Origin of the sequence: Amycolatopsis thermoflava N1165, from assembly GCF_000473265.1 — a bacterium.
GTDB lineage: Bacteria > Actinomycetota > Actinomycetes > Mycobacteriales > Pseudonocardiaceae > Amycolatopsis_E > Amycolatopsis_E thermoflava.
Map to the genome: position 1 here is coordinate 2,289,414 of NZ_KI421511.1, position 19,219 is coordinate 2,308,632.

22 protein-coding genes are annotated in these 19,219 nt (G+C 73.5%); 10 read left to right on the plus strand and 12 right to left on the minus strand.

Annotated features, from left to right (window positions below):
* Position 1: 1 nt before the first annotated feature.
* Genes AMYTH_RS0111345 through AMYTH_RS0111355 form a run of 3 tightly spaced genes read left to right on the plus strand, consistent with a single transcriptional unit; the run spans position 2 to position 2,857 of the window.
* A complete protein-coding gene (locus AMYTH_RS0111345; RefSeq protein WP_027930423.1) occupies positions 2 to 1,039 on the plus strand; it encodes an ABC transporter ATP-binding protein in 1,038 nt (345 codons plus the stop codon).
* Between the two features lies 1 nt (position 1,040).
* Positions 1,041 to 1,979, plus strand: coding sequence for a carbohydrate ABC transporter permease (locus tag AMYTH_RS0111350; protein ID WP_027930424.1), 939 nt, complete (start codon positions 1,041 to 1,043; stop codon positions 1,977 to 1,979).
* Positions 1,976 to 2,857, plus strand: a complete 882-nt coding sequence (locus tag AMYTH_RS0111355; protein ID WP_027930425.1) for a carbohydrate ABC transporter permease — start codon at positions 1,976 to 1,978, stop codon at positions 2,855 to 2,857. The genes AMYTH_RS0111350 and AMYTH_RS0111355 overlap by 4 nt, the downstream gene beginning before the upstream one ends.
* Here the strand turns inward: AMYTH_RS0111355 and AMYTH_RS50855 are convergent, their stop codons facing one another.
* Together AMYTH_RS50855 and AMYTH_RS0111365 are read right to left on the minus strand one after the other, a co-directional pair.
* Positions 2,858 to 4,489: a serine/threonine-protein kinase gene (locus AMYTH_RS50855; protein WP_027930426.1), complete on the minus strand. Its 1,632-nt coding sequence runs from the start codon at positions 4,487 to 4,489 to the stop codon at positions 2,858 to 2,860. It abuts the gene before it with no gap.
* Between the two features lie 94 nt (positions 4,490 to 4,583).
* Complete coding sequence (locus AMYTH_RS0111365; protein WP_027930427.1) at positions 4,584 to 5,501, minus strand: NHL repeat-containing protein; 918 nt, start codon at positions 5,499 to 5,501, stop codon at positions 4,584 to 4,586.
* A 126-nt stretch (positions 5,502 to 5,627) separates the two neighbouring features.
* Here AMYTH_RS0111365 and AMYTH_RS44625 point away from each other — a divergent pair, with 126 nt between their 5' ends.
* Entirely contained in the window at positions 5,628 to 6,011 is a 384-nt protein-coding gene (locus AMYTH_RS44625; protein ID WP_037323637.1) for an ArsR/SmtB family transcription factor, read from the plus strand.
* Entirely contained in the window at positions 5,971 to 6,600 is a 630-nt protein-coding gene (locus tag AMYTH_RS0111375; RefSeq protein WP_027930428.1) for an SRPBCC family protein, read from the plus strand. Before AMYTH_RS44625 ends, AMYTH_RS0111375 begins: the two co-directional genes overlap by 41 nt.
* Positions 6,601 to 6,703: 103 nt before the next feature.
* Here the strand turns inward: AMYTH_RS0111375 and AMYTH_RS0111380 are convergent, their stop codons facing one another.
* A complete protein-coding gene (locus AMYTH_RS0111380) occupies positions 6,704 to 7,162 on the minus strand; it encodes a carboxymuconolactone decarboxylase family protein (protein WP_027930429.1) in 459 nt (152 codons plus the stop codon).
* Positions 7,159 to 7,824, minus strand: coding sequence for an AAC(3) family N-acetyltransferase (locus tag AMYTH_RS46990; protein WP_051362642.1), 666 nt, complete (start codon positions 7,822 to 7,824; stop codon positions 7,159 to 7,161). The genes AMYTH_RS0111380 and AMYTH_RS46990 overlap by 4 nt, the downstream gene beginning before the upstream one ends.
* Before the next feature lie 112 nt (positions 7,825 to 7,936).
* Here AMYTH_RS46990 and AMYTH_RS0111390 point away from each other — a divergent pair, with 112 nt between their 5' ends.
* A complete protein-coding gene (locus tag AMYTH_RS0111390) occupies positions 7,937 to 8,485 on the plus strand; it encodes a L,D-transpeptidase (protein ID WP_051362643.1) in 549 nt (182 codons plus the stop codon).
* A gap of 37 nt (positions 8,486 to 8,522) precedes the next feature.
* Positions 8,523 to 8,900, plus strand: coding sequence for an STAS domain-containing protein (locus AMYTH_RS0111395; RefSeq protein ID WP_027930431.1), 378 nt, complete (start codon positions 8,523 to 8,525; stop codon positions 8,898 to 8,900).
* A 3-nt stretch (positions 8,901 to 8,903) separates the two neighbouring features.
* On the opposite strand, the gene corA is transcribed toward AMYTH_RS0111395, so the two are convergent.
* The gene (gene corA / locus AMYTH_RS0111400) at positions 8,904 to 9,875 is read right to left on the minus strand and encodes a magnesium/cobalt transporter CorA (protein ID WP_157360581.1); all 972 of its coding nucleotides are present in this window, start codon (positions 9,873 to 9,875) and stop codon (positions 8,904 to 8,906) included.
* 61 nt (positions 9,876 to 9,936) lie between these two features.
* On the opposite strand from corA, the gene AMYTH_RS0111405 reads away from it, so the two are divergent.
* Complete coding sequence (locus AMYTH_RS0111405; RefSeq protein ID WP_027930433.1) at positions 9,937 to 10,938, plus strand: Gfo/Idh/MocA family protein; 1,002 nt, start codon at positions 9,937 to 9,939, stop codon at positions 10,936 to 10,938.
* A gap of 16 nt (positions 10,939 to 10,954) precedes the next feature.
* Complete coding sequence (locus AMYTH_RS0111410) at positions 10,955 to 11,632, plus strand: GNAT family N-acetyltransferase (protein WP_027930434.1); 678 nt, start codon at positions 10,955 to 10,957, stop codon at positions 11,630 to 11,632.
* A gap of 2 nt (positions 11,633 to 11,634) precedes the next feature.
* Here the strand turns inward: AMYTH_RS0111410 and AMYTH_RS0111415 are convergent, their stop codons facing one another.
* The 7 genes from AMYTH_RS0111415 to AMYTH_RS0111445 are packed head-to-tail and all read right to left on the minus strand — an operon-like array spanning position 11,635 to position 17,837.
* Entirely contained in the window at positions 11,635 to 12,618 is a 984-nt protein-coding gene (locus AMYTH_RS0111415; RefSeq protein ID WP_027930435.1) for a pyridoxal-phosphate dependent enzyme, read from the minus strand.
* Positions 12,539 to 13,474 (minus strand): GHMP family kinase ATP-binding protein, encoded by a 936-nt coding sequence (locus AMYTH_RS0111420; RefSeq protein WP_027930436.1) that lies wholly within the window; start codon positions 13,472 to 13,474, stop codon positions 12,539 to 12,541. Before AMYTH_RS0111420 ends, AMYTH_RS0111415 begins: the two co-directional genes overlap by 80 nt.
* Positions 13,471 to 14,274 (minus strand): Rossmann-like domain-containing protein, encoded by an 804-nt coding sequence (locus AMYTH_RS0111425; RefSeq protein WP_027930437.1) that lies wholly within the window; start codon positions 14,272 to 14,274, stop codon positions 13,471 to 13,473. The genes AMYTH_RS0111420 and AMYTH_RS0111425 overlap by 4 nt, the downstream gene beginning before the upstream one ends.
* On the minus strand, positions 14,271 to 14,993 hold the full coding sequence (locus AMYTH_RS0111430; protein WP_037322502.1) for a class I SAM-dependent methyltransferase: 723 nt from the start codon (positions 14,991 to 14,993) through the stop codon (positions 14,271 to 14,273). The genes AMYTH_RS0111425 and AMYTH_RS0111430 overlap by 4 nt, the downstream gene beginning before the upstream one ends.
* Before the next feature lie 11 nt (positions 14,994 to 15,004).
* Positions 15,005 to 15,991, minus strand: coding sequence for an ABC transporter substrate-binding protein (locus tag AMYTH_RS0111435; protein ID WP_458645634.1), 987 nt, complete (start codon positions 15,989 to 15,991; stop codon positions 15,005 to 15,007).
* Positions 15,988 to 16,770 carry an ABC transporter ATP-binding protein gene (locus AMYTH_RS0111440; RefSeq protein WP_027930440.1) on the minus strand — a complete coding sequence of 261 codons (783 nt, stop codon included), beginning with the start codon at positions 16,768 to 16,770 and terminating at the stop codon, positions 15,988 to 15,990. Before AMYTH_RS0111440 ends, AMYTH_RS0111435 begins: the two co-directional genes overlap by 4 nt.
* A complete protein-coding gene (locus AMYTH_RS0111445; protein WP_027930441.1) occupies positions 16,770 to 17,837 on the minus strand; it encodes a FecCD family ABC transporter permease in 1,068 nt (355 codons plus the stop codon). Before AMYTH_RS0111445 ends, AMYTH_RS0111440 begins: the two co-directional genes overlap by 1 nt.
* Positions 17,838 to 17,986: 149 nt before the next feature.
* Here AMYTH_RS0111445 and AMYTH_RS0111450 point away from each other — a divergent pair, with 149 nt between their 5' ends.
* Positions 17,987 to 19,189: an MFS transporter gene (locus AMYTH_RS0111450; protein WP_027930442.1), complete on the plus strand. Its 1,203-nt coding sequence runs from the start codon at positions 17,987 to 17,989 to the stop codon at positions 19,187 to 19,189.
* The last annotated feature ends 30 nt before the right edge of the window (positions 19,190 to 19,219 follow it).

Genomic DNA, 19,219 nt, shown 5'->3' on the forward strand with positions numbered 1-19,219 from the left:
CATGGCGGTCGTCGAGGTCCGGGAACTGGTCAAGGAGTTCGACGGCGGGCGGGTGCACGCCATCGACGGGGTGAGCCTGGCCGCCGCGGCCGGCGAGTACCTGGTGCTGCTCGGCCCGTCCGGCTGCGGCAAGACGACCCTGCTGCGGACCATCGCCGGCCTGGAGCAGCCGACCAGCGGGGACGTGCTGATCGGCGGTCACGTGGTGACCGGGCTGCCGCCGCGGGCGCGGCAGATCGCGATGGTGTTCCAGAGCTACGCGCTCTACCCGCACAAAACGGTGCTGGCCAACATCGTCTTCCCGCTGCGCGCGGCCGGCATGGATCGCGCCGAACGCGAGCGCAAGGCGCGCTGGGCGGCCGGGCTGCTGGGCATCGAGCAGCTGCTGGACCGCAAGCCGCGGCAGCTGTCCGGCGGCGAGCGGCAGCGGGTCGCGCTGGCCCGCGCGATGGTCCGCGACCCGCAGGTGTTCCTGCTCGACGAGCCGCTGTCCAACCTGGACGCCAAGCTGCGGGCCAGCGCACGGGACGAGCTGAAGCGCTTCCAGCAGGACCTGGGCACCACAACGATCTACGTGACCCACGACCAGGCCGAGGCGATGGGCCTCGGCGACCGGATCGCGGTGCTCAACGCGGGCCGGGTGTGCCAGGCGGGCCCGCCGGTGGACGTCTACGACGACCCGGCCGACACGTTCGTCGCGACATTCATCGGCTCGCCGCCGATGAACCTCATCCCGCACGACGGCAGGCTCGTCGGGTTCCGCCCGGAGCACCTGCTGCCCGCCGAGGTGGTCAACGGCGAGCGGGTCACGGTGCCGCTGGAGGTGGACCGCATGGAGTACCTCTCCGGCGACCGGCACGTGTACGGCACGGTGTCCCGGATCGGCGAGCGCACCCGCGTCGTCGCCCGGCTTCCGGCCACTGTGGACACCCCGATCATCCCCGGGGAGACGCACTCCTTCGCCGTGTCCGCGCGGCGGCTGCGGTTCTTCGACTCCGCGACCGGGCAGCGGGCGGCCCCGGTGCGGCTGGACGGCTGACATGGCCACCACCGCGGACACCGCCACCCGGCCCGGGGTGACCACCGGACGCCGCCGCATGGCCGACCGCGACGGCGTGCTGGCGTGGGCGTTCCTGGTGCCCAGCATCCTCTACATCGTCGCGCTGATCGGCGTGCCGTTCGTGCTCGCCATCGCGTTCGCGTTCTCCGACGTGAGCGCGGGCGACCCGTCGTTCGACTGGGTGGGGCTGCGCAACTTCGAGGCCGTGCTGGACGACCCGGTGTTCTGGCGGTCGCTGCGCAACACGTTCCTGTTCACGGTCGTGTCGATGGTGCTGATCGTGCTGCTGGGCAAGGTGCTGGCCAACATCCTGGTCGCCGACTTCCGCGGCAAGTGGGTGGTGCGGTTCCTCGTGCTGCTGCCGTGGACCACGCCGGTGGCGCTGTCGTCGATCTCGTGGCTGTGGCTGCTGGACTCGATCTACTCGCCGATCGACTGGGTGTTGCGGCAGTTCGGCGCGCTCGGCCCGGCGGAGAACGTGTACTGGCTGGGCAGGCCGGACCTGGCGATGGGGTCGCTGATCGCGGTGCACGTGTGGCGGCTGGTGCCGCTGGCCGCCGTGATCATGATGGCCGGGCTGATGTCGATCCCGAAGGACATCGACGAGGCGGCCCGCGTCGACGGGGCCGGGTACTGGCGGCGGATGTTCGAGATCACCGTGCCGCTGGTGCTGCCGGTGGCCGCGATCGCCGCGTTGTTCGGCGCGATCTTCACGTTCACCGACATGGCCGTGGTGCGGGTGCTCACCCGCGGCGGGCCGAACGACGCCACACAGGTGCTCGCGAGCTGGGCGTTCTACCGCGGCATCGACGGCGGCGACGTCGCACAGGGCGCGGTCATCGCGTTGTTCCTGTTCCCGCTGCTGCTCGCCGCCGCCGTGCTCATCCTGCGCGCGGTGCGCCGGATCGAGGTGCGATGACCGGCGTCGAGGAGGTTTCCCGGCAGCGGCGCCGCTACGCGCGGCGGCACGTCTCGGCACGGATCGGGCTGTACGTCGCGGCGATCCTGGCGGCCCTGATCTGCGCCGCGCCGTTCCTGTGGAGCCTGATCACCGCCTTCAAGCAGAACCGGGACCTGTACAACCCGGTCAACAACCCGTTCCTGTTCAACCGGCCGCCGACGCCCGACCACGTCACCTACCTGTTCACCGACACCGCGTTCGGCACGTTCGTGGTCAACACCCTGCTGGTCGGGGTGCTGGTCGTGCTGATCACGCTCGCGTTCGGGCTGCCCGCCGCCTACGCGCTGTCGCGGCTGGACCGGCCGTGGTCCGGGCCGATGGCGATCGGGATCTTCCTCGTCTACCTGGTGCCGCCGAGCCTGCTGTTCCTGGCGCTGTCGCGGATGGTGGTGGCGGTCGGGCTGCAGGACTCGACGTGGTCGCTGGTGCTGGTCTACCCGACGATCACGATCCCGGTGTCGACCTGGCTGCTCATGGGGTTCCTCAAGACGATCCCGAAGGACATCGAGGAACAGGCGATGGTGGACGGGTACAGCCGGGTGGGCGCGTTCCTGCGCGCGGTGGTGCCGCTGGCCTTCCCCGGCATCGTCGCGGTCGTGGTGTTCGCGTTCACCCTGACCGCGAGCGAGTTCATCTACGCGCTGGCGTTCGTCGCGCCGACGGGTCAGATGCCGGTCAGCACGGGCGTGCCGACGCAGCTCATCCGCGGCGACGTGTTCTTCTGGCAGTCCCTGCAGGCCGCGACCGTGCTCGTGGCGGTGCCGATCGCGTTCGTCTTCAACTGGTTCCTGGACCGCTTCGTCGCCGGGTTCACCATGGGCGCGGTCAAGGAGTGATCAGCTCATCGTGCCGAGGATCTGCTCGTTCCACCAGTAGTAGAGGTGCTCCAGCCGCTCCGGGGTGACGGCGTCCGGCGAGGACAGGTTGCCCACGATCAGCGTGCGCGTGTCCACCCACCACAGCTGGCCGGCGCCCTGCGTGGTGAAGCAGGTGAGGAACTCGCCGTCGAGCGGGCCGCTGGTGTCGCGGTAGTAGAGGCCGTAGATGTTCGAGCGGCTCAGCGGGTCGCAGCCGCCGTGCCCGTCGTCGCGGCGCAGCTGGAACGTGGTGACGAGCTGCTGGAAGAAGGCGTCCTGCGCGGCGCGGTCGGCGAAGGAGTGGAAGTAGGCCTCCGCGGGCGGCCCCCAGCGCGGATTCCAGGTGTTGGACTCGGTGCACATCACCGTGGCGAGCGCGCCCTCCTGCCGGTATTCGGCGCCGGTGCGGCAGCTGGCGTTGCCGCGGTAGGCGGTGGGGATCGCGGCGAGCAGCGCGGTTTCCGGGTCGGTCGCGGTGCGAGTTGCGCTCGTGGGTTCGCTGCTCGATGTGGTCGGCTCGGTTGTGGTGGGCTGGGTGGTGCCGGCTTGGGTCGTGGTGGTGCCCGCGCCGGCCTGGCCGCCACCGCCGCGGTTGAGCAGCACGACGGTGACCACGGCCGCGACCACCAGGACCGCCGCGACCGCGGTGATCCACACCGCCCGGTGCGGGCGTCCGGTGTGGACGGACGCGGCCGCCGGTGGCGACGGGTGCGCGCTCCACGCGGCCTGCGTCGTTCCAGCGGGTGGCGTCCCCAGCGGCGGCCCGGCGGGCGGTGTCGGGGGTGCGGCCCAGCCGGGCGCGGCGAGCGCCTGACGGGCGGCGGCGATCAGCTGCCCGGCCGTGGCGAACCGGTGCGCCGCGTCCTTGGCCATGCCGCGCAGCAGCACGTCGTCCAGCGCGGGCGGCAGGTTCGCGAGCGCGGAGGCGCGCGGCGGCGGGTCCTGCAGGTGGGCCCGCACCTGGGCGAGCGGCTCGGCCGCGGGAAACGGCCGCCGCCCGGTGAGGCACTCGAACAGCACGCACGCCAGCGCGTACACGTCGGCCCGCCCGTCGACGGGCGCGTCCCCGAACCGTTCCGGCGCCATGTAGTCGAGCGTGCCGATCACGGCGCCGGACTGCGTGATCGCGGTGGCGTCCGGACCCGCGCCGCGGGCGATGCCGAAGTCCACCAGGTACACGAAATCGGCGGGCGTCACCAGGATGTTGGACGGTTTGACGTCGCGGTGCACAAGCCCGTCGGCGTGCGCCGCGTCGAGCGCGCCTGCCACCTGGGCGAGCAACGCCAGCGCGCGAACGGGCGGCATCGGGCCCGCGGCCAGCAGGTCCTTCAGGTCGGCGCCCTCCACCAGCCGCATGTCGAGGTAGAGGCGGCCGTCGATCTCGCCGAACGCGTGGATCGGGATGACGTGCGGCTCCCGCAATCGCGCCACGATCTGCGACTCGCGGCGGAACCGCGCGCGGTAGGCCTCGTCGCCCACGAACGGTTCGCTGAGCCGTTTCAGCGCGACGACGCGGTCGTGGGCCGTGTCGTAGGCGCGGTGCACCTCGCCCATCCCGCCCCGGCCGAGCAGATCCTCGATGCGGTACGGGCCGAAGGTCTCGGCGGACATGGCGCTCCCGGGCAAGATCGGCGGACCAGCCGATCGTAGCCAGGGCGGGGCGCGGGCGGGCGCGTTGCCGGGAAGCACCCGCCCGCGCCGGGAGTCAGAACTTTTCGACCGCCACGGCGTTGTAGGTGGTCTCCGGCGTCGGCGGGGTGGTGAAGCGGGCGTTGACGAGGTAGAAGCGCCGGCCCCACTCGGCGACGGTGGCCGGGACGTCGAAGCGCGGGTCGCTCCGCTGTTCGGCCGGGCGCGCGCTGGTGCCGTCGGCGGACAGTTCCAGCTTGGCCAGCAGGTTCAGGCGGTTCTGCACCGCGTACAGGGTGCGGCCCGCGCGCAGCAGGCCGTCGTTGTTGGGCAGGGCGGCCGCGTCGACCCGGGTGGTGACGCCGGTGGCCGGGTCGATGCGGAACAGCAGCCCGGTGTTGGACTGCCCGGCGATCAGCGCGGCGCGGTCGGGTGTGGTGACGATGCCGTTGAGGTTGGTCTCGCCGGGCACGACCGTGAGGTCCCCGGTGAGCGGGACGTGGACCGCTTCGGCGGGCAGTTCGCCGTCGCGGCCCAGCGGCAGCTTGTAGAGAACCGCGCGGCGGGAGTCGGTGAACCACACGGCATCCTTGGTGATCACCAGGTCGTTGACGAACGTGTCGGTGGTCTGGAACCGGTAGCTCGCGAGCACCGCGCCGCTGCGGGCGTCGATCACCCGGGCATCGCCGCCCGTGCCGCCCGCGACGAAGAGCCGCCCGTGCCGCGAATCGACCTTGATGCCCAGCGAGGGCGTGCCCGGCCCTGGCGACAGGACGCTTCCCCGGCCGGTGCGGAGGTCGACCTGGTGGATGCGGCCGTCCACGCGGGAGCCGACGTAGGCGGTGGGCCAGGCGCCGATCGCGATGCCCTCCGGCTGGAACCCGGCGGGCAGGGCCAGTTCGGCCGGGAACGCCCCGGGCCGGGCCGTCGCCGGCGCCACCGACAGGGCGCCGATCACCAGCAGGGACAGGACCAGTGTGCAGACGCGTCTCATCCGCGGACCTCCTCCGTGGTGCTGTGCCGTCTCCGGGCATTTTGTCCGTTCTGTCGTACCAGCCGCGTGAAGCCGCGGTGAGTTTAAGACTTGACTTATATAAGCTGCGACTGACAGACTGGCCACGTGCACGCGTTCGATGTGCTCGGCGACCCGGTTCGCCGGCGGATCCTGGAGCTGCTGGCCGACGGGGAACAGCCGTCGGGGGCGATCGCCGCGGTCATCCGGGAGGAGTTCGGCATCTCCCAGCCGGGCGTCTCCCAGCACCTGCGCGTGTTGCGGGAAACCGGTTTCACCACCGTGCGTGTGGCAGGGACGCGCCGGCTCTACGCGGTGAACTCCGAGCCGCTGCGGGAGGCCGGGGAGTGGCTGGAGCGGTTCCGCCACATCTGGGACCAGCCCCTCGACGCGCTCGCCACCGAACTGGCCCGCGGCAAGCGGGACCGACGACCCAGGCAGGAGAAGGACAATGCTCGACATCGCGAACCACCTGAAGGCGATCCACCGTGAGGTCCGCCGCGGCACGACGACCGGGGGCGAGACGGTCACGGTCCTGGTGCGGCGGCGCTACGACGCCACAGCCGAGGACGTGTGGGACGCGGTCACCGACCCGGCGCGGGTGCGCCGCTGGTTCCTGCCGCTGTCCGGCGACCTGCGCGAGGGCGGCTCGTTCCAGCTGGAGGGCAACGCCGGTGGCGACATCCTCACCTGCGACCCGCCCCGGTTGCTGAAGGTGACCTTCGGCGGGCCCACCAGCGTGGTGCAGGTGCGCCTGGCCGGCGACGGCGACAGCACCGAGCTCGAGCTGGAGCACACGGTGCCGATCGAGATCGCGCAGAGCGGCGCGGGCGCGCTGTTCGTGGGCCCCGGCTGGGACAGCGCGCTGATGGCCCTGGCGCAGTACTTCGCCGGGGAGATCGCCGAGGACCCGGTGGCGGCCGCGAATTCCCGCGAGGTGCAGGAGTTCTGCGCCGGTTCGGTGACCGAGTGGAGCACGGTGGTCGAGGACTCCGGCACGGCCACCGCGGAGGAAATCGCGGGCGCCGCGCAGATCTCGATGGCGCAGTTCGCACCCGACCTGACCGGCGACACCGAGTAGCGGCGCGCACCTGGCCCAGGACCGGCTCCCCATCGCGACGCCTCGTCAGGAGCAAGACGAGCCGGAGGCCCGGCACCGCGCGCGGTGCCGGGCCCGCGCCGCCTCACCACCGCGTGCCGGCCGGCTCCCGGATCGTCACGTTGATGCGGTTGAACAGGTTGGTCAGCGCGATCGTCAGGATCAGACCGGACAGCTGCCGCTCGTCGAAGTGGTCGGCGGCGTCGTCCCAGACGGGATCCGGGACGCCGTCGCCGGTGCGGTCCGCCAGGCGCGTCGCGGTTTCGGCCAGTGCCAGGGCGGCCCGCTCGGCGTCGCTGTAGAACGGGGCTTCCCGCCAGGCCGCGACGTTGTGGATGCGCTCGTCGCTCTCCCCCGACTTCCGCGCCTCCTCGACGTGCCCGTGCACGCACGCCGCGCAGCCGTTGATCTGGCTGACCCGCAGCCCGGCGAACTCCCGCACGCCCGCGGGCAGCCCGCTCGCCTCGATGGCCTTGATCAGCCCGCCGATGCCCTTCATCGCCTCCGGCAGCACGTACGCCGGGTTCTTCATCCGTGTGGTCATGATTCCCTGACGGACCGCCGCCGGTCAGTGTGACCGTCACGGCCGCAGCAGCTCGTCCAGCCGTCGCACGGCGAAGTCCACCAACGGCCGCGCCGCGAGGAGACGGCACCGCGCCCGTCCCACCTCCGCCTCCCGCACCCCGTGCACGCGCTCGAACTCGCGCCCCACCACCGGGAACAGCGTGCCGTTGTCGTTGGCCACGTCCAGCGTTTCGCACCAGATCCGCTCGCGAACGGCGAGCCCGCGGCGAGGGCGAAACCCAGCGGCTGCGCGGCGACGACCTCGCGGGCGTGCGCGCCGATCGCCGCCGCCGAAGCCTGCGGATGCCGGCCGCGCACCGCGCCGGGCCACTGCCGCACCGCCTCCGCGATCGCCCCCATCTCCGACGGCGTCCCCGCGTCGAACAACGGCACCGCGTCACGCCGGGCGCGGACCGCGGCTTCCGGCGCCCCGCGGTGGTCCGGGTCCGGGTCGGCGATCCGCGGTGTGAATGCCGGAGCGGCCACCGTTCCCGCCGGCCCGGCCGCGGCCACCAGGCTCGCGACCACGGCGCCGGCGCCGCCGGTGACCGGCCCCAGGCTGGACAGCGACGCGTGCACGATCACCGCCGTCCCCTCGGCCAGCCCGAGCTCGCGGCAGCCCGCCACCAGGTCGAGCCCCATGCGGCCACCCTCCTCGCCGCGTCAAACCTTCCCCGGCGATCATTCACCCGAAGTCGTGGAAACCGGCCGGAACCGGGCGACCGGACCGGTTCAGCACCGCTAGGGTGCGGCCGTGGCACCGCTCCGCTCCACTTCCTCCGGTCTTCCGCGCCAGGCCTGCTGGACCGCCCTCGCCGCGCTCGCCCTCGTCGCCGGGTGGGCCGTTCTGGAAGCCGCGCCTGCCGAGACGGCCGCCGCGCCCGCGCCCCGCCCGGTTCCGCCGCCGATGCCGCTGTCCAGCGCCGCCGCGCCCGCCCCGCGCACCGAACTCTGCCCGGACACCGCCCGCGCGTGCGTCGACGAGGAACGGCGCGTGAGCTGGCTCCAGCACGACGGCGAGATCACCCACGGCCCCGTCCCGGTCATGCCCGGCGCCGCGGACGCCCCGGACTCCGTCGCCACCCCGCACGGCGTCTTCCGCGTGGAGTGGAAGGACGCCGAGCACACCAGCGCCGAGTTCGGCGACCCGATGAACCACTCGGTGTTCTTCGCCCCGGGCGGGATCGCCCTGCACGAGGGCAGTCTCGACGCCCCGTCGCACGGCTGCGTCCACCTGTCGGCCAGGGACGCCGCCCTCTTCTACGACGCCCTGCCGGTGGGCGCCGAGATCGCCGTGTTCTGAAACGACCGGATCGATTTCCCGGTGCGGCCGTGCCACCATGAAGGTGATGCAGTCCCGCGGCAGCCCCCAGCCCGGCCCCGGCGCTCCCTTCGCCGTCACGGTGCAGGAGCGGGAGGCCGCCGTCGTCGTGCACACCTCCGGCGAGCTCGACGCCTCCACCGTGCCGCGGCTGCGGGCGATCATGCGTGGCGTCCTGAGCGGCGCGCCCGCGGTGCTGGTCGTCGACCTGACCGGCGTGACCTTCCTCGGCTCGGCGGGGATGCACCTGCTGCTGGAGATCCAGAACCTCGCCGGGGACACCGAAGTGCGCGTCGTCGCGGACGCGCACAGCACCGTCAAACCGTTGCGCCTCACCAGGCTCGTCGACGTGCTCGACCTCTACCCCACCCTCGCGCAGGCGCTGCGCCAGGCGTGAGGATCACAGCCAGTCGCGCCGCTTGAACATGGCGTACAGCGCGCCGGACAGCGCCACGATCACCGCGGTGGAGAGCCAGAACCCCCACGGCCGCTCGAATCCCGGGTAGGGCACGTTCTGCCCGTAGAAGCCGGTGATCGCCGTCGGCACCGCGATGATCGCCGCCCAGCCGGTCACCTTCTTCATGATCAGGTTGAGCCGGTTGCCCTGCAGGCTCAGCTGGGTCTCGCGGATGGTGGTGACGAGGTCCCGCAACGACTCCGTCCACTCCGACGCGCGCAGCACGTGGTCGTAGACGTCCTGGAAGTACGGCATCAGCGTCTCGTCGACCAGGTGGTGGTCGCGGCGCATCAGCGAGTTCACCACCTCACGCATCGGCAGCACGACCCGGCGCAGCGCCACCAGGCTCTTGCGCAGCCGCAGCGACCGGCGCTGCATGTCGGTGTGGTCGACGTGATCGGCGAACACCCCGTCCTCCAGCGACTCGATCTGGTCGTCCATCGCCTGCACCGCGTCGAAGTGGGTGTCCACGATGTAGTCGAGCAGGCCGTGCACGAGGTAGCCGGTCCCGCCCTTGGCGAGGTCGGCGGAGGCGTCCCAGCGCTGCACCACCGCCTCGATGTCGAAGTGCTCGTCCTTGCGGACCGTCACCAGCGCGCGGTCGGTGAGGAACGCCGCCAGCTCGCTGTCGGACAGCACGCCGGTCGCGGTGTCCAGCCGCACGGCGTAGGCGGTGAGGAACGCGTGGCTTTCGTACCGGTCGAGCTTGGGCCGCTGGTGCTCGTGCACCGCGTCCTCGACGGCGAGCCGGTGCAGGCCGAGCTCCTCGCTGATCGTCGCGAGGTCGGCTTCGGTGGGCTTGACGAAGTCGAGCCACACCACCGCCGCCGGGTCCTGCAGGTGGTCGGACAGTTCGGCCGCCGGGAAGTTCTCGGCTTCGAGAACTCCGTGGCGGTACACGCGGGTACGGGCCATGCCCCAACGCTAGGCTGTGCGGCGGACGTCCGCGCAGCAGAGGATCTGGGGGCATTTCCCGGTGGAACCACTTCGCATCGGCATCCTGGGCGCGGCCCGCATCGCCGGGACCGCCATCGCCGCGCCCGCCCGCGAGACCGGGCACCGGCTGGTCGCCGTCGCCGCGCGGGACCGCGGCCGCGCCGAGGCGTTCGCCGCCGAGCACGGGGTGGAACGGGTTGCCGACGGCTACGCCGAGCTGCTGGCCGACGACGAGATCGACGTGGTGTACAACCCGCTGCCGAACGGGCTGCACGGGCCGTGGAACCTCGCCGCGGTGCGCGCCGGGAAGCACGTGCTGAGCGAGAAACCGTTCGCCGCCAACGCCGAGGAGGCCCGCGAGGTGGCCGCCGCGGCGGAGGCGGCCGGGGTGCGGGTCATGGAGGCCTTCCACTACCTCTACCACCCGGTCCTGCTGCGGCTGCACGAAATCCTGGACTCCGGCGAGCTGGGCGAGCTGCGCGCCGCCGAGGCCGAACTGCTCATCCCCGCGCCCGCGGACAGCGATCCCCGGTGGTCGTTCGAGCTGGCGGGCGGGGCGCTGATGGACGTGGGCTGCTACGGGTTGCACGCGCTGCGTGGTCTCGCGCCGTGGGCGGGCGGCGCGCCGGTGCTGGAGTCGGCGACCGGGACGGCGCGGCGGCCCGGGGTGGATCAGGCGGTCGACGCGCGGCTGGCGTTCCCCGGCGGCGCGACCGGGGTGGTGCGGTGCGACATGGCCGCCGCGGAGGTCGGCTTCCGCCTGCGGCTGACCGGCACGCGCGGCGAGGCGACCGCGGTGAACTTCGTGCGCCCGGACACCGACGACCGGGTCCTGATCGGCGACCGGGTCGAGCACCTCGGCCGCCGCCCGTCGTACTCCTACCAGCTGGAGGCCTTCGCGGCGCACGTCCGCGACGGCGCGCCGCTGCGCAACGACCTCGCCGACGCGGTCGCGACGATGGCGTTGATCGACGAGTGCTACCGCGCCGCCGGCTTCCCGGTGCGTCCCCGCTCACGTGTGGATCCGGTGACGGGCGCCTGACCGGTAACGTCGGGTCGTGAGTTCTGTTCTGGACAACCCGGCCTTCGCGTCGCTGACCGGTCCGCACGCCCGGTTCGCCGAGTCGCACGGGACCGCCGTGCGGTACGACCCGGAGGTCTCGCCGTGGGCGGGCATGCCGGACGATGCGGACGAAACGGCGTGGAAGGACCTGGCGGAGCTGGCCGGGCCGGGCGGGGTGCTGGCGCTGCCGGGGCCGCCGCTGCCGCCGCCCGCGGACTGGGCCGTGGAGTTCGGCGTGCCGGGCGTGCAGATGGTCGCCGAATCGGCAGACACGGCACCGGATCCGGAGGCGGTGCGGCTGACCGCGGCCGACGTGCCCGAGATGCTCGCGCTGGCCGAGCGGACCCGGCCGGGCCCGTTCCTGCCGCGCACCGTCGAACTGGGCACCTACCTCGGGTTCCGCCACGAGGGGCGGCTGGTCGCGATGGCCGGGGAGCGCATGCACCCGCCCGGGTACACCGAGATCAGCGCGGTCTGCACGGACGCGGAGTTCCGCGGGCAGGGGCTGGGCACGCGGCTGGTGCTCGCGGTGGCGCACGGGATCCGCGAGCGCGGCGAAACGCCGTTCCTGCACGCGGCGGCGGACAACACCAGCGCCATCCGCCTCTACACCGCACTGGGTTTCCGGCTGCGCCGCGAGATCGACTTCGTCGGGGTGCGGGTGCCCGCCTGATCTCAGGGCGCCGGCCACGGCATCCGGGACCACGGCAAGGCCAGGCCCGCGCGGGTCGCCGGCTCGACGGGCGCCAGGGACGTCACCGGGACCGCTTCGCCGTGGCGCGCGAACACCGTGTCCACGTACCGGTGCCCGGTGTCCGCGGCGATGAACAGCACGGTGCGGTCGGACCGGTCCCGTTCCCAGCGCGCGGCGAGGTAGGCGGCTCCGGTGGACAGCCCGGCGAAGATCGCGTGCCTGCGCAGCAGGTCGACGCTGCCGGACAGCGCCGCGCCGAACCCGACCCAGTGGACCGTGTCGTACAGCTCGTGCGCGACGTTGCCGAACGGGATGGAGCTGCCGATCCCGGCGATGATGATGTCCGGATCGGCGACGTGCTCGCTGCCGAAGGTGACGCTGCCGAACGGCTGCACCCCGACCAGCCCGACCCCGGGCGCGGTGGACCGCAGCCACGTCGCGAGCGCCCCGGTGGAGGCGCCCGATCCGACGCCGCCCACCACGATCAGCCGGGACGGGTCCAGCTCCCGCGTGATCTGCCGGGCCACCGCCCGGTACCCGAGGTAGTGGACGCGGTCGTGGTACTGCCGCATCCAGTGCCAGTCCGGGTGCGCGCGCAGGATCTCCCCGATCCGCCGCACCCGCCGGTTCTGGTCGAGCTTGAGGTCGGCCTCCGGCGGCATCTGCTCGAGCGTCGCGCCCAGCACCGCCAGCTGTGTGCGCAGCGTGTGGTCCACTGTGGTCGAACCGACGATGTGGCAGCGCAGGCCGAACCGGTGGCACGCCAGCGCGAGCGCGTAGGCGTAGATCCCGCTGGAGCTGTCCACCAGGGTGTCGCCGGGGGCGATCACGCCGGTGCGCAGCAGGTGCCGCACGGCCTCCAGCGCGGAGACCACCTTCATCGTCTCAAACCGCAGGCAGACCAGCCGGTCGCCGGTCCGGACCAGGTCCGGCCGCGCGATCGCCTCCGCGATGTGGTCGTGCATCCGTCCCTTCCGTGGTGAACAGGCGGGTCGCGGGCAGTCCGGCGGCCCGCAGCGCGCGGACGCACCGGCGCACGCGATCGGGGTCGCCGCCGAGGTCGAACAGCAGGCCGGCCACGTTGCCGCTGTGCGCGACCTGCACGCCGGCCGCGCCGGTGACGGCCGCGATCCGTTCCAGTTCCGGCAGTTCGTCCTTGGCGAGCACGCGCTGGTTCAGCCGGGCGCTTTCGGTGCTCACGCGGCCGAGCAGCGCGACGTCACCGGTCACGATCGCCAGCCGCAGCATCCGCCGCAGCCGCTCGAAGGCGGCCACGTCGGCGACGGCGCCCAGCGCGAGCGTGTCCACCGGCGCCCCGCCGCCGGTCACGCACCCGATCACGACGACGGGCGGGAGCCGCGGGCCGAGCCGTTCCAGCACCCGGCCTTCCCGCTGCGCGAAGAGCACCGCGCCGCCGCCGAGCATGATGGGGTCGCAGGCGCGCTCGGCCCGCACCGCGATCCGCGCTACGGCCTCCGGCGCGAGCACCACGCCGAACGCGGCCGACACGGCGTGCACGGTCGCCAGGATGTCGCTGGTGGACGATCCCAGCCCGAGCCCGACCGGCAGACCGCTGTCCAGCCGGAGCGATCCGCCCGCCGGGCGGCCGCACGCGGCGGCGGCCAGTTCGGCGGCGCGCCGCGCCTTCGCGCGGTCCGGCGGGGTCACCGTCAGCGGACCCGGCCCCGGCACGAACTCGGCACGCGTCGCCGCGCCGGGCACCGGCAGCGTGACCAGCCCGCGGCACCGGCGGCCGCGGTCGCGGAAGACGCCCTGCAGGATCTCGCCGTGGTGCCCTGGCGCGTGCCCCACACCGGTCACGCCGCCGCCCGGTACCGGTACAGCGCGGTGGGCGCCGCGCTGAACTGCGAGAACGGGAACGGCTCCGCGGACAGCGCGGTGACCCCGTCGCCGAGGAACGCGCGGGCCACCGCGCTGCCGGTCTGCGCGTAGACGACCAGCGGCACGGACCGCTCCCGGCACCGGCGGACGATCTCGTCGAAGGTCCCGTTGCCCAGAGTCATCCCGGTCGCCACGACCGCGTCCGCCACGCCGAGCACCTCCCCCATCTCCGGCGTCACCGGATCGCCCCACTGGGTGCGGCGCAGGTTGAGGTCGCACGGCAGGCAGGTCCCGCCACGGTCGCGGATCGCCGCGACGAGCGGGTTCACCACGCCGATGAGGGCGACCCGCGCGCCCGGGGCGATTTCCAGCAGCCCGGCGATCGCCGCGTCCCTGGCGTGTGCCCGGGCCTCGGGGGTGCCGGCGGGCAGGACGACCGGCTCCGCCGCGGGCTGCGCCTCGTGCGGCGCGGCCGCCGACAGGTAGGCGTCCAGCGCGGCGATCCGCAGCGGCACGGAGTCCTGACGCAGCAACTCCTCCAGCGGCGCCCCGGAGAACTCGGCACACACCTCCGGCGTCAGCTGCCCGGTCTCGAAGGCGCACGCGCCGAACGCGGCGCCCAGCCGCACCAGGACGTAGGAGTTGCGGTAGGTCACGTCCCCGCCGGCCAGCCGGGTGCCGTGGTGCAGCCAGAAGACGCTGGTGGCGGTCAGCTCCGCCGGATCCGGGCCGTGCTTCCCGGCGAGGACTTCGGCGGTCAGGTCGGCGACGGTGGTCACGCCGCCTCCAGCCGGAACAGGTAGGTGAGCACGCCGTCGCCCCAGTCGTGGCGGTGGGCCACGTCGGCGGCGAACCCGTGCCCGGCGGCGTCCCGCACGATCGTGCGCAGGTCCGCGGTGTTGGACACGATGAGGAACACCTCGCCGCCGGGCGCGAGCAGGTTCCGTCCGGCCAGCTGCGCGAAGAACCGCTCCAGCAGCGGGGCGCCCACGCACACGTTGCGCACGACGTCCGGGTCGTCGCTCACCATCTGGCTCACCGCGGGCGGATTGAAGGTGATCACGTCCAGCCGCACGCCGTCCGGGAACCCGTCGAAGAGGTCGGCGACCACCGGCACGAACCGGGTGCCCGGCCGGGCGCCCACGATGCGTTCGTAGTGCCGCCGCGTGGTTTCGACGCTGTCCGGGTGCACGTCGATCGCGTGGATCTCGCGTGCCCCGCGCAGCCCGGCGGCGACGGCTTCGACGCCGAGCCCGCTGCCCATCGCGGCGTAGACGCGGTCGCGCACCTCGATGGTCCCGTCCAGGACCCGTTCGTGAATCATCCGGCTGGTCGCGCCGGGCAGGAACACACCCGGCGGCGCGGTGAACTCCCATCCGCGCCAGGTGTAGGGGCGGGTGGTGCGCAGGTCGCCCTTCGGCTGGTTGAGCGCGATGATCCGGTCGGCGGGCAGGGGCGGCGGGAGCCGGTCGATCAGGGCGTTGTCCACAGTGTCCATTCCGGTCTCCGTCAGCGTCCGAGCGATCGCAGGTAGCCGGCCAGTTTCTCGGCGGCGTCGAGGTTGCGCGGGCCGCTGACGGCCTCGCCGTAGTCCAGCACGTGGAAGCGGTTCTCCCGCACCGCGGGGCTGTCCGCGAGCGGTGGGAAGGACTTCAGGAACGCGATCTTGTCGGCGACCGGCCGGTCGCCGTAGTCGACGACGGCGATCACCTCGGGCTGGGCCCGCACGACCGGTTCCCAGCCGATCGTGGTCCAGCGGGCGTCCAGGTTGCCGGCGATGTTGCGGCCGCCCGCCAGCGACACGATGGTGTCCGGCGCGGCCTGGTTGCCGGAGGTGAACGGCTGATCGGTGCCGGAGTCGTAGACGAACACCCGCGCGGGCTCCCCCGCCGGCGCGTTCGCCCGCAGCGCCGCGGCGCGGGCCTGCAGGTCCGCGACGAGCGCTTCGGCCCGGTCGGGGACGTGGAAGATCTGCCCGATCTGCCGCAGGTCGGTGTAGAGCGCCTCCAGCGGCGGCACCTTGACCGGCCGGTCGCCGTAGTTGAAGCAGCTCTCGGTGTGCTGGTAGCTGCGGATGCCCACACCGTCCAGTTTGGCCGGTGTGATGCCGCGAGCCTCGCTGAAGCCGGAGTTCCAGCCCGCCAGAACCCAGTCGGCCTGCGCGCCGACGACGGTTTCGAAGCTGAGCACGTCGGTGCTCAGCGTCTCCACCGAGCGGTAGTCGGCGACGTACGGCGAGCGCGCCACGGCGGGTTCGGCCGTGCGCGGCATGACGATGCCGCGCACCCGGCCGGCCAGCCCGAGCGCGAACATCTTCTCGGTGCTGCTCATGTCGTAGGCGACCGCGCGCCGCGGCAGCGGGTAGGTGATCGCGTGCCCGCAGTTCTCGACGGTCACCGGCGTCGGGCCGGTGTCACCGCCGGGCCGCACCTCGGCGCCGCACGCGGTGAGACCCAGCGCGACTGTCACGAGCACGGCTGTCCAACGCCCTCTCACGGGCTTCCTCCTCGATCGGTGAACGTCCAGAGCAGTTGCGGGGCCCCGGTGACCGGGTGGGTCACCACGACCGGGGTCACGCCGAAGACCCGGCGCACGAGGTCCGGGGTGAGCACCTCGCCGGGCGGGCCCGCGGCCGCGAGCCGCCCGTCGTGCAGCACCGCCACGCGGTCGCAGGTGGCTGCGGCGAGGTTGAGGTCGTGCAGGGCGACCAGCACGGTCAGCCCGCAGGAACGCAGGAACGACAGCAGTTCGACCTGGTGCCGCACGTCGAGGTGGTTGGTCGGCTCGTCGAGGACGAGGATCCGCGGCTCCTGCGCGAGGGCGCGGGCGATGAGCACGCGCTGCCGTTCGCCGCCGGACAGCGACAGGATGCCGCGCCCGGCCAGGTGCGCGACGCCGGTCCGCTCCAGGCAGCGATGGACGAGGTCGCGTTCGCGCTCGCTCAGCGCCCGGTTGCCGGGGTGGTGCGGGAACCGGCCCATCGCGACCACGTCGGCGACGGTGAAGTCCAGATCGGCGCCCGCCTCCTGGGTGACCGCGGCGACCAGCCGGGCGCTGTCCCGGTTGGACAGTCCACTCAGGTCGGTCCCGCCGGCGAGGACGGCCCCGGCGCTGGGGGTCAGCGCCCGGTAGACGCAGCGCAGCGCCGTGGACTTGCCGCTGCCGTTCGGGCCGACCAGCCCGACCACCTCGCCGTCGCCCACCTTGAGGCTGAGCGCGTCGACCAGCTTGCGTCCGGCGGCCTCGACGGTGACCGCATCGAGGGCGAGGTCCATCAGCGGCCCCCGAACAGGTAGCCGCGGCCGCGCAGCAGGCCGACGAACACCGGCACCCCGATCAGCGCGGTGATCACCCCGAGCGGCAGCTCGCGCGGCGCGAACAGGGTGCGGGAGGCGAGGTCGACCCAGATCAGGAAGATCGCCCCGGCCGGCGGCGCGAGCACGAGCACCCGCCGGTGCCCCGGTCCGGCCACCATCCGCACCAGGTGCGGCAGGACCAGGCCGACGAAGCCGACCGCGCCGCTGACCGCGACCAGCGCGCCGGTCACGACGGCGGTGAGCAGGAACAGCTCCCGCCGCAGGGCGTCGGCGTCGAGCCCGAGGCTCGCGGCGGACTCGTCGCCCAGCGTCAGCACGTCGAGCGCCCGGCTGCGCCGCAGCAGCACCACCACGGCCACCGCGACCGCGGCCACCGCGACCGGCAACGCGCCCCAGGTGGCGCCCCCGAGGCTGCCGAGCAGCCAGAACAGCACCGAGCGGGCGGCCTCGCCGAACGGCGCGAAGAACACGATCACGCTCATCACCGCCTGGAACCCGTAGGCGAGCGCGACACCGGTGAGCACGAGCCGCAGCGGGGTGAGCCCGGCGCGGCCGCGGGCGGCCACGTACACCAGGACCGACGCGGCGAGCGCGCCGAGGAACGCGGCCGCCGACAACGCGTACACGCCGAGCGCCCCGAACAACCCGAAGGACACCACCGCGCTGGCGCCGACCGACGCGCCCGAGGAAACGCCCAGCACGAACGGATCGGCGAGCGCGTTGCGGACCATCGCCTGCACCGCGACCCCGATCACGGACAGCCCGGCCCCGACGACGGCGGCCAGCAGCACGCGCGGCGTGCGCACCTGCCACACGATCGAGTAGCCGGTGACCTCGTCCGCGCCGATCTCGCCCCCGGTCAGCGCCGCCGCGAGGTACCGCAGCGTGTCCGGCAGCGGCACCACGGTCGGTCCGAACGCGACTCCGGCCACGACGGACACCACCAGCACGGCGACGAGCACGGGCACCGCGAGCGCACCCGTCACGGCTCGGGCCGGTGGCGAACCGGTCACGGTCACCGTCACGAGTACCCCCTTGTCGTTACCACTGGCGAAGGACGGAGGCCCGGCCAGCTGACTCTCCGTGAACCGGACCCGATAGTACAAACGATAATCATTTTCGTCTAGAGTCCGATGCCGGACATCCACCGCGACCGAGGAGGAACTCCCCCGCCGTGACCACTCCCGTCCTGCGTGACCCCGCGTTCCTGCGCCTGTGGTGCGGCACCACGGCCTCCGGGCTGGCGACCTGGGCGCTGCCGTTCGTCCTCGGCCTGGCCGTCCTGGACTCCTCGCTCACCCCGGCCGGACTGGGCGTGCTCCTCGCCGCGCGCACGATCGGGTTCCTCGCGGCCGTGCCGGTCGGCGGTGTACTGGCGGACCGGTTCCCGCGACGCCGGGTGGTCGCCGTCGCCGGAGCGGCGGCGGCCGTGGCGAGCCCGGTCATCGGGGCCGGGCTGCACGGTTCCCTCGCCGTGGCCGTCGTGGCGGCCGCCGTCGCGGGAGCCGGGCAGGGCGCGTGCCGCCCGGCCTTCCAGGCGCTCACCGCCGAAGTGGTCGCCGAGGCCGGGCGGCAGCGCGCCAACGCCGCGATCACACTGTCGGTGCGCGTGACCACCCTGGTCGCACCGAGCCTGACCGCGCTGCTGGCGACGGTGCTGCCCGTTCCGGCCCTGCTGTGGGGCACCGGGCTGCTGTGGCTGGCCGCGGCGCTCGTCCCGCCCGCCGGGCGCCCGCTCACGGCCCTGCCCGCGGCCCGCGCGTCGTTCGCCGCCGAGTTCGCCGACGGGCTCCGCGAAGCCCGCCGCCACCCCTGGTTCGTCGCCGGGCTGTTCGCGCTCACCGCGGTGATCGCGACCGGCTACTCGGCCACCGGGGTCGCGCTGCCGTTGGTCAGCCGTGACCGGTACGGCTCGGAAGCCGTGCTCGCCGCCGCCACGACCGCCTACACGGTCGGCGCGCTGGCCGGCGCGCTGCTGCTCGCGCGGTGGACGCCCCGGGCGGCGGGCCGGACGGCGCTGGCGGGACTGGCCGCCTACGCCGTCGCCCCGCTGAGCCTGCTGCTGCCCGTGCACCCGGCGGTGGTCGTCGCCGCGTACGCGGTCGCCGGCGTGGGCATCGAACTGTTCAACGTCCCGTGGTTCACCGCGATCCAGCGCGAGGTCGAGCCCGGCAAGCTCGCCCGGGTGTCCGCTTTGGACTTCCTGCTGTCCTACGGACTGGCGCCGGCCGGGCTCGCGCTCATCGCGCCCGCGATGGCGGAATTCGGCGCCGGACCGGTGCTCGGCGCGTGCGCGCTGGTGTGCCTGCTCGCGCCCGCGGCGGCCGCGCTGGCGCCCGGGACGCGACATTTCGCCCAGCCGCGTGACCGTCTCTGAACTGGTGCTCGTCGTGCGGGCGTGATTACC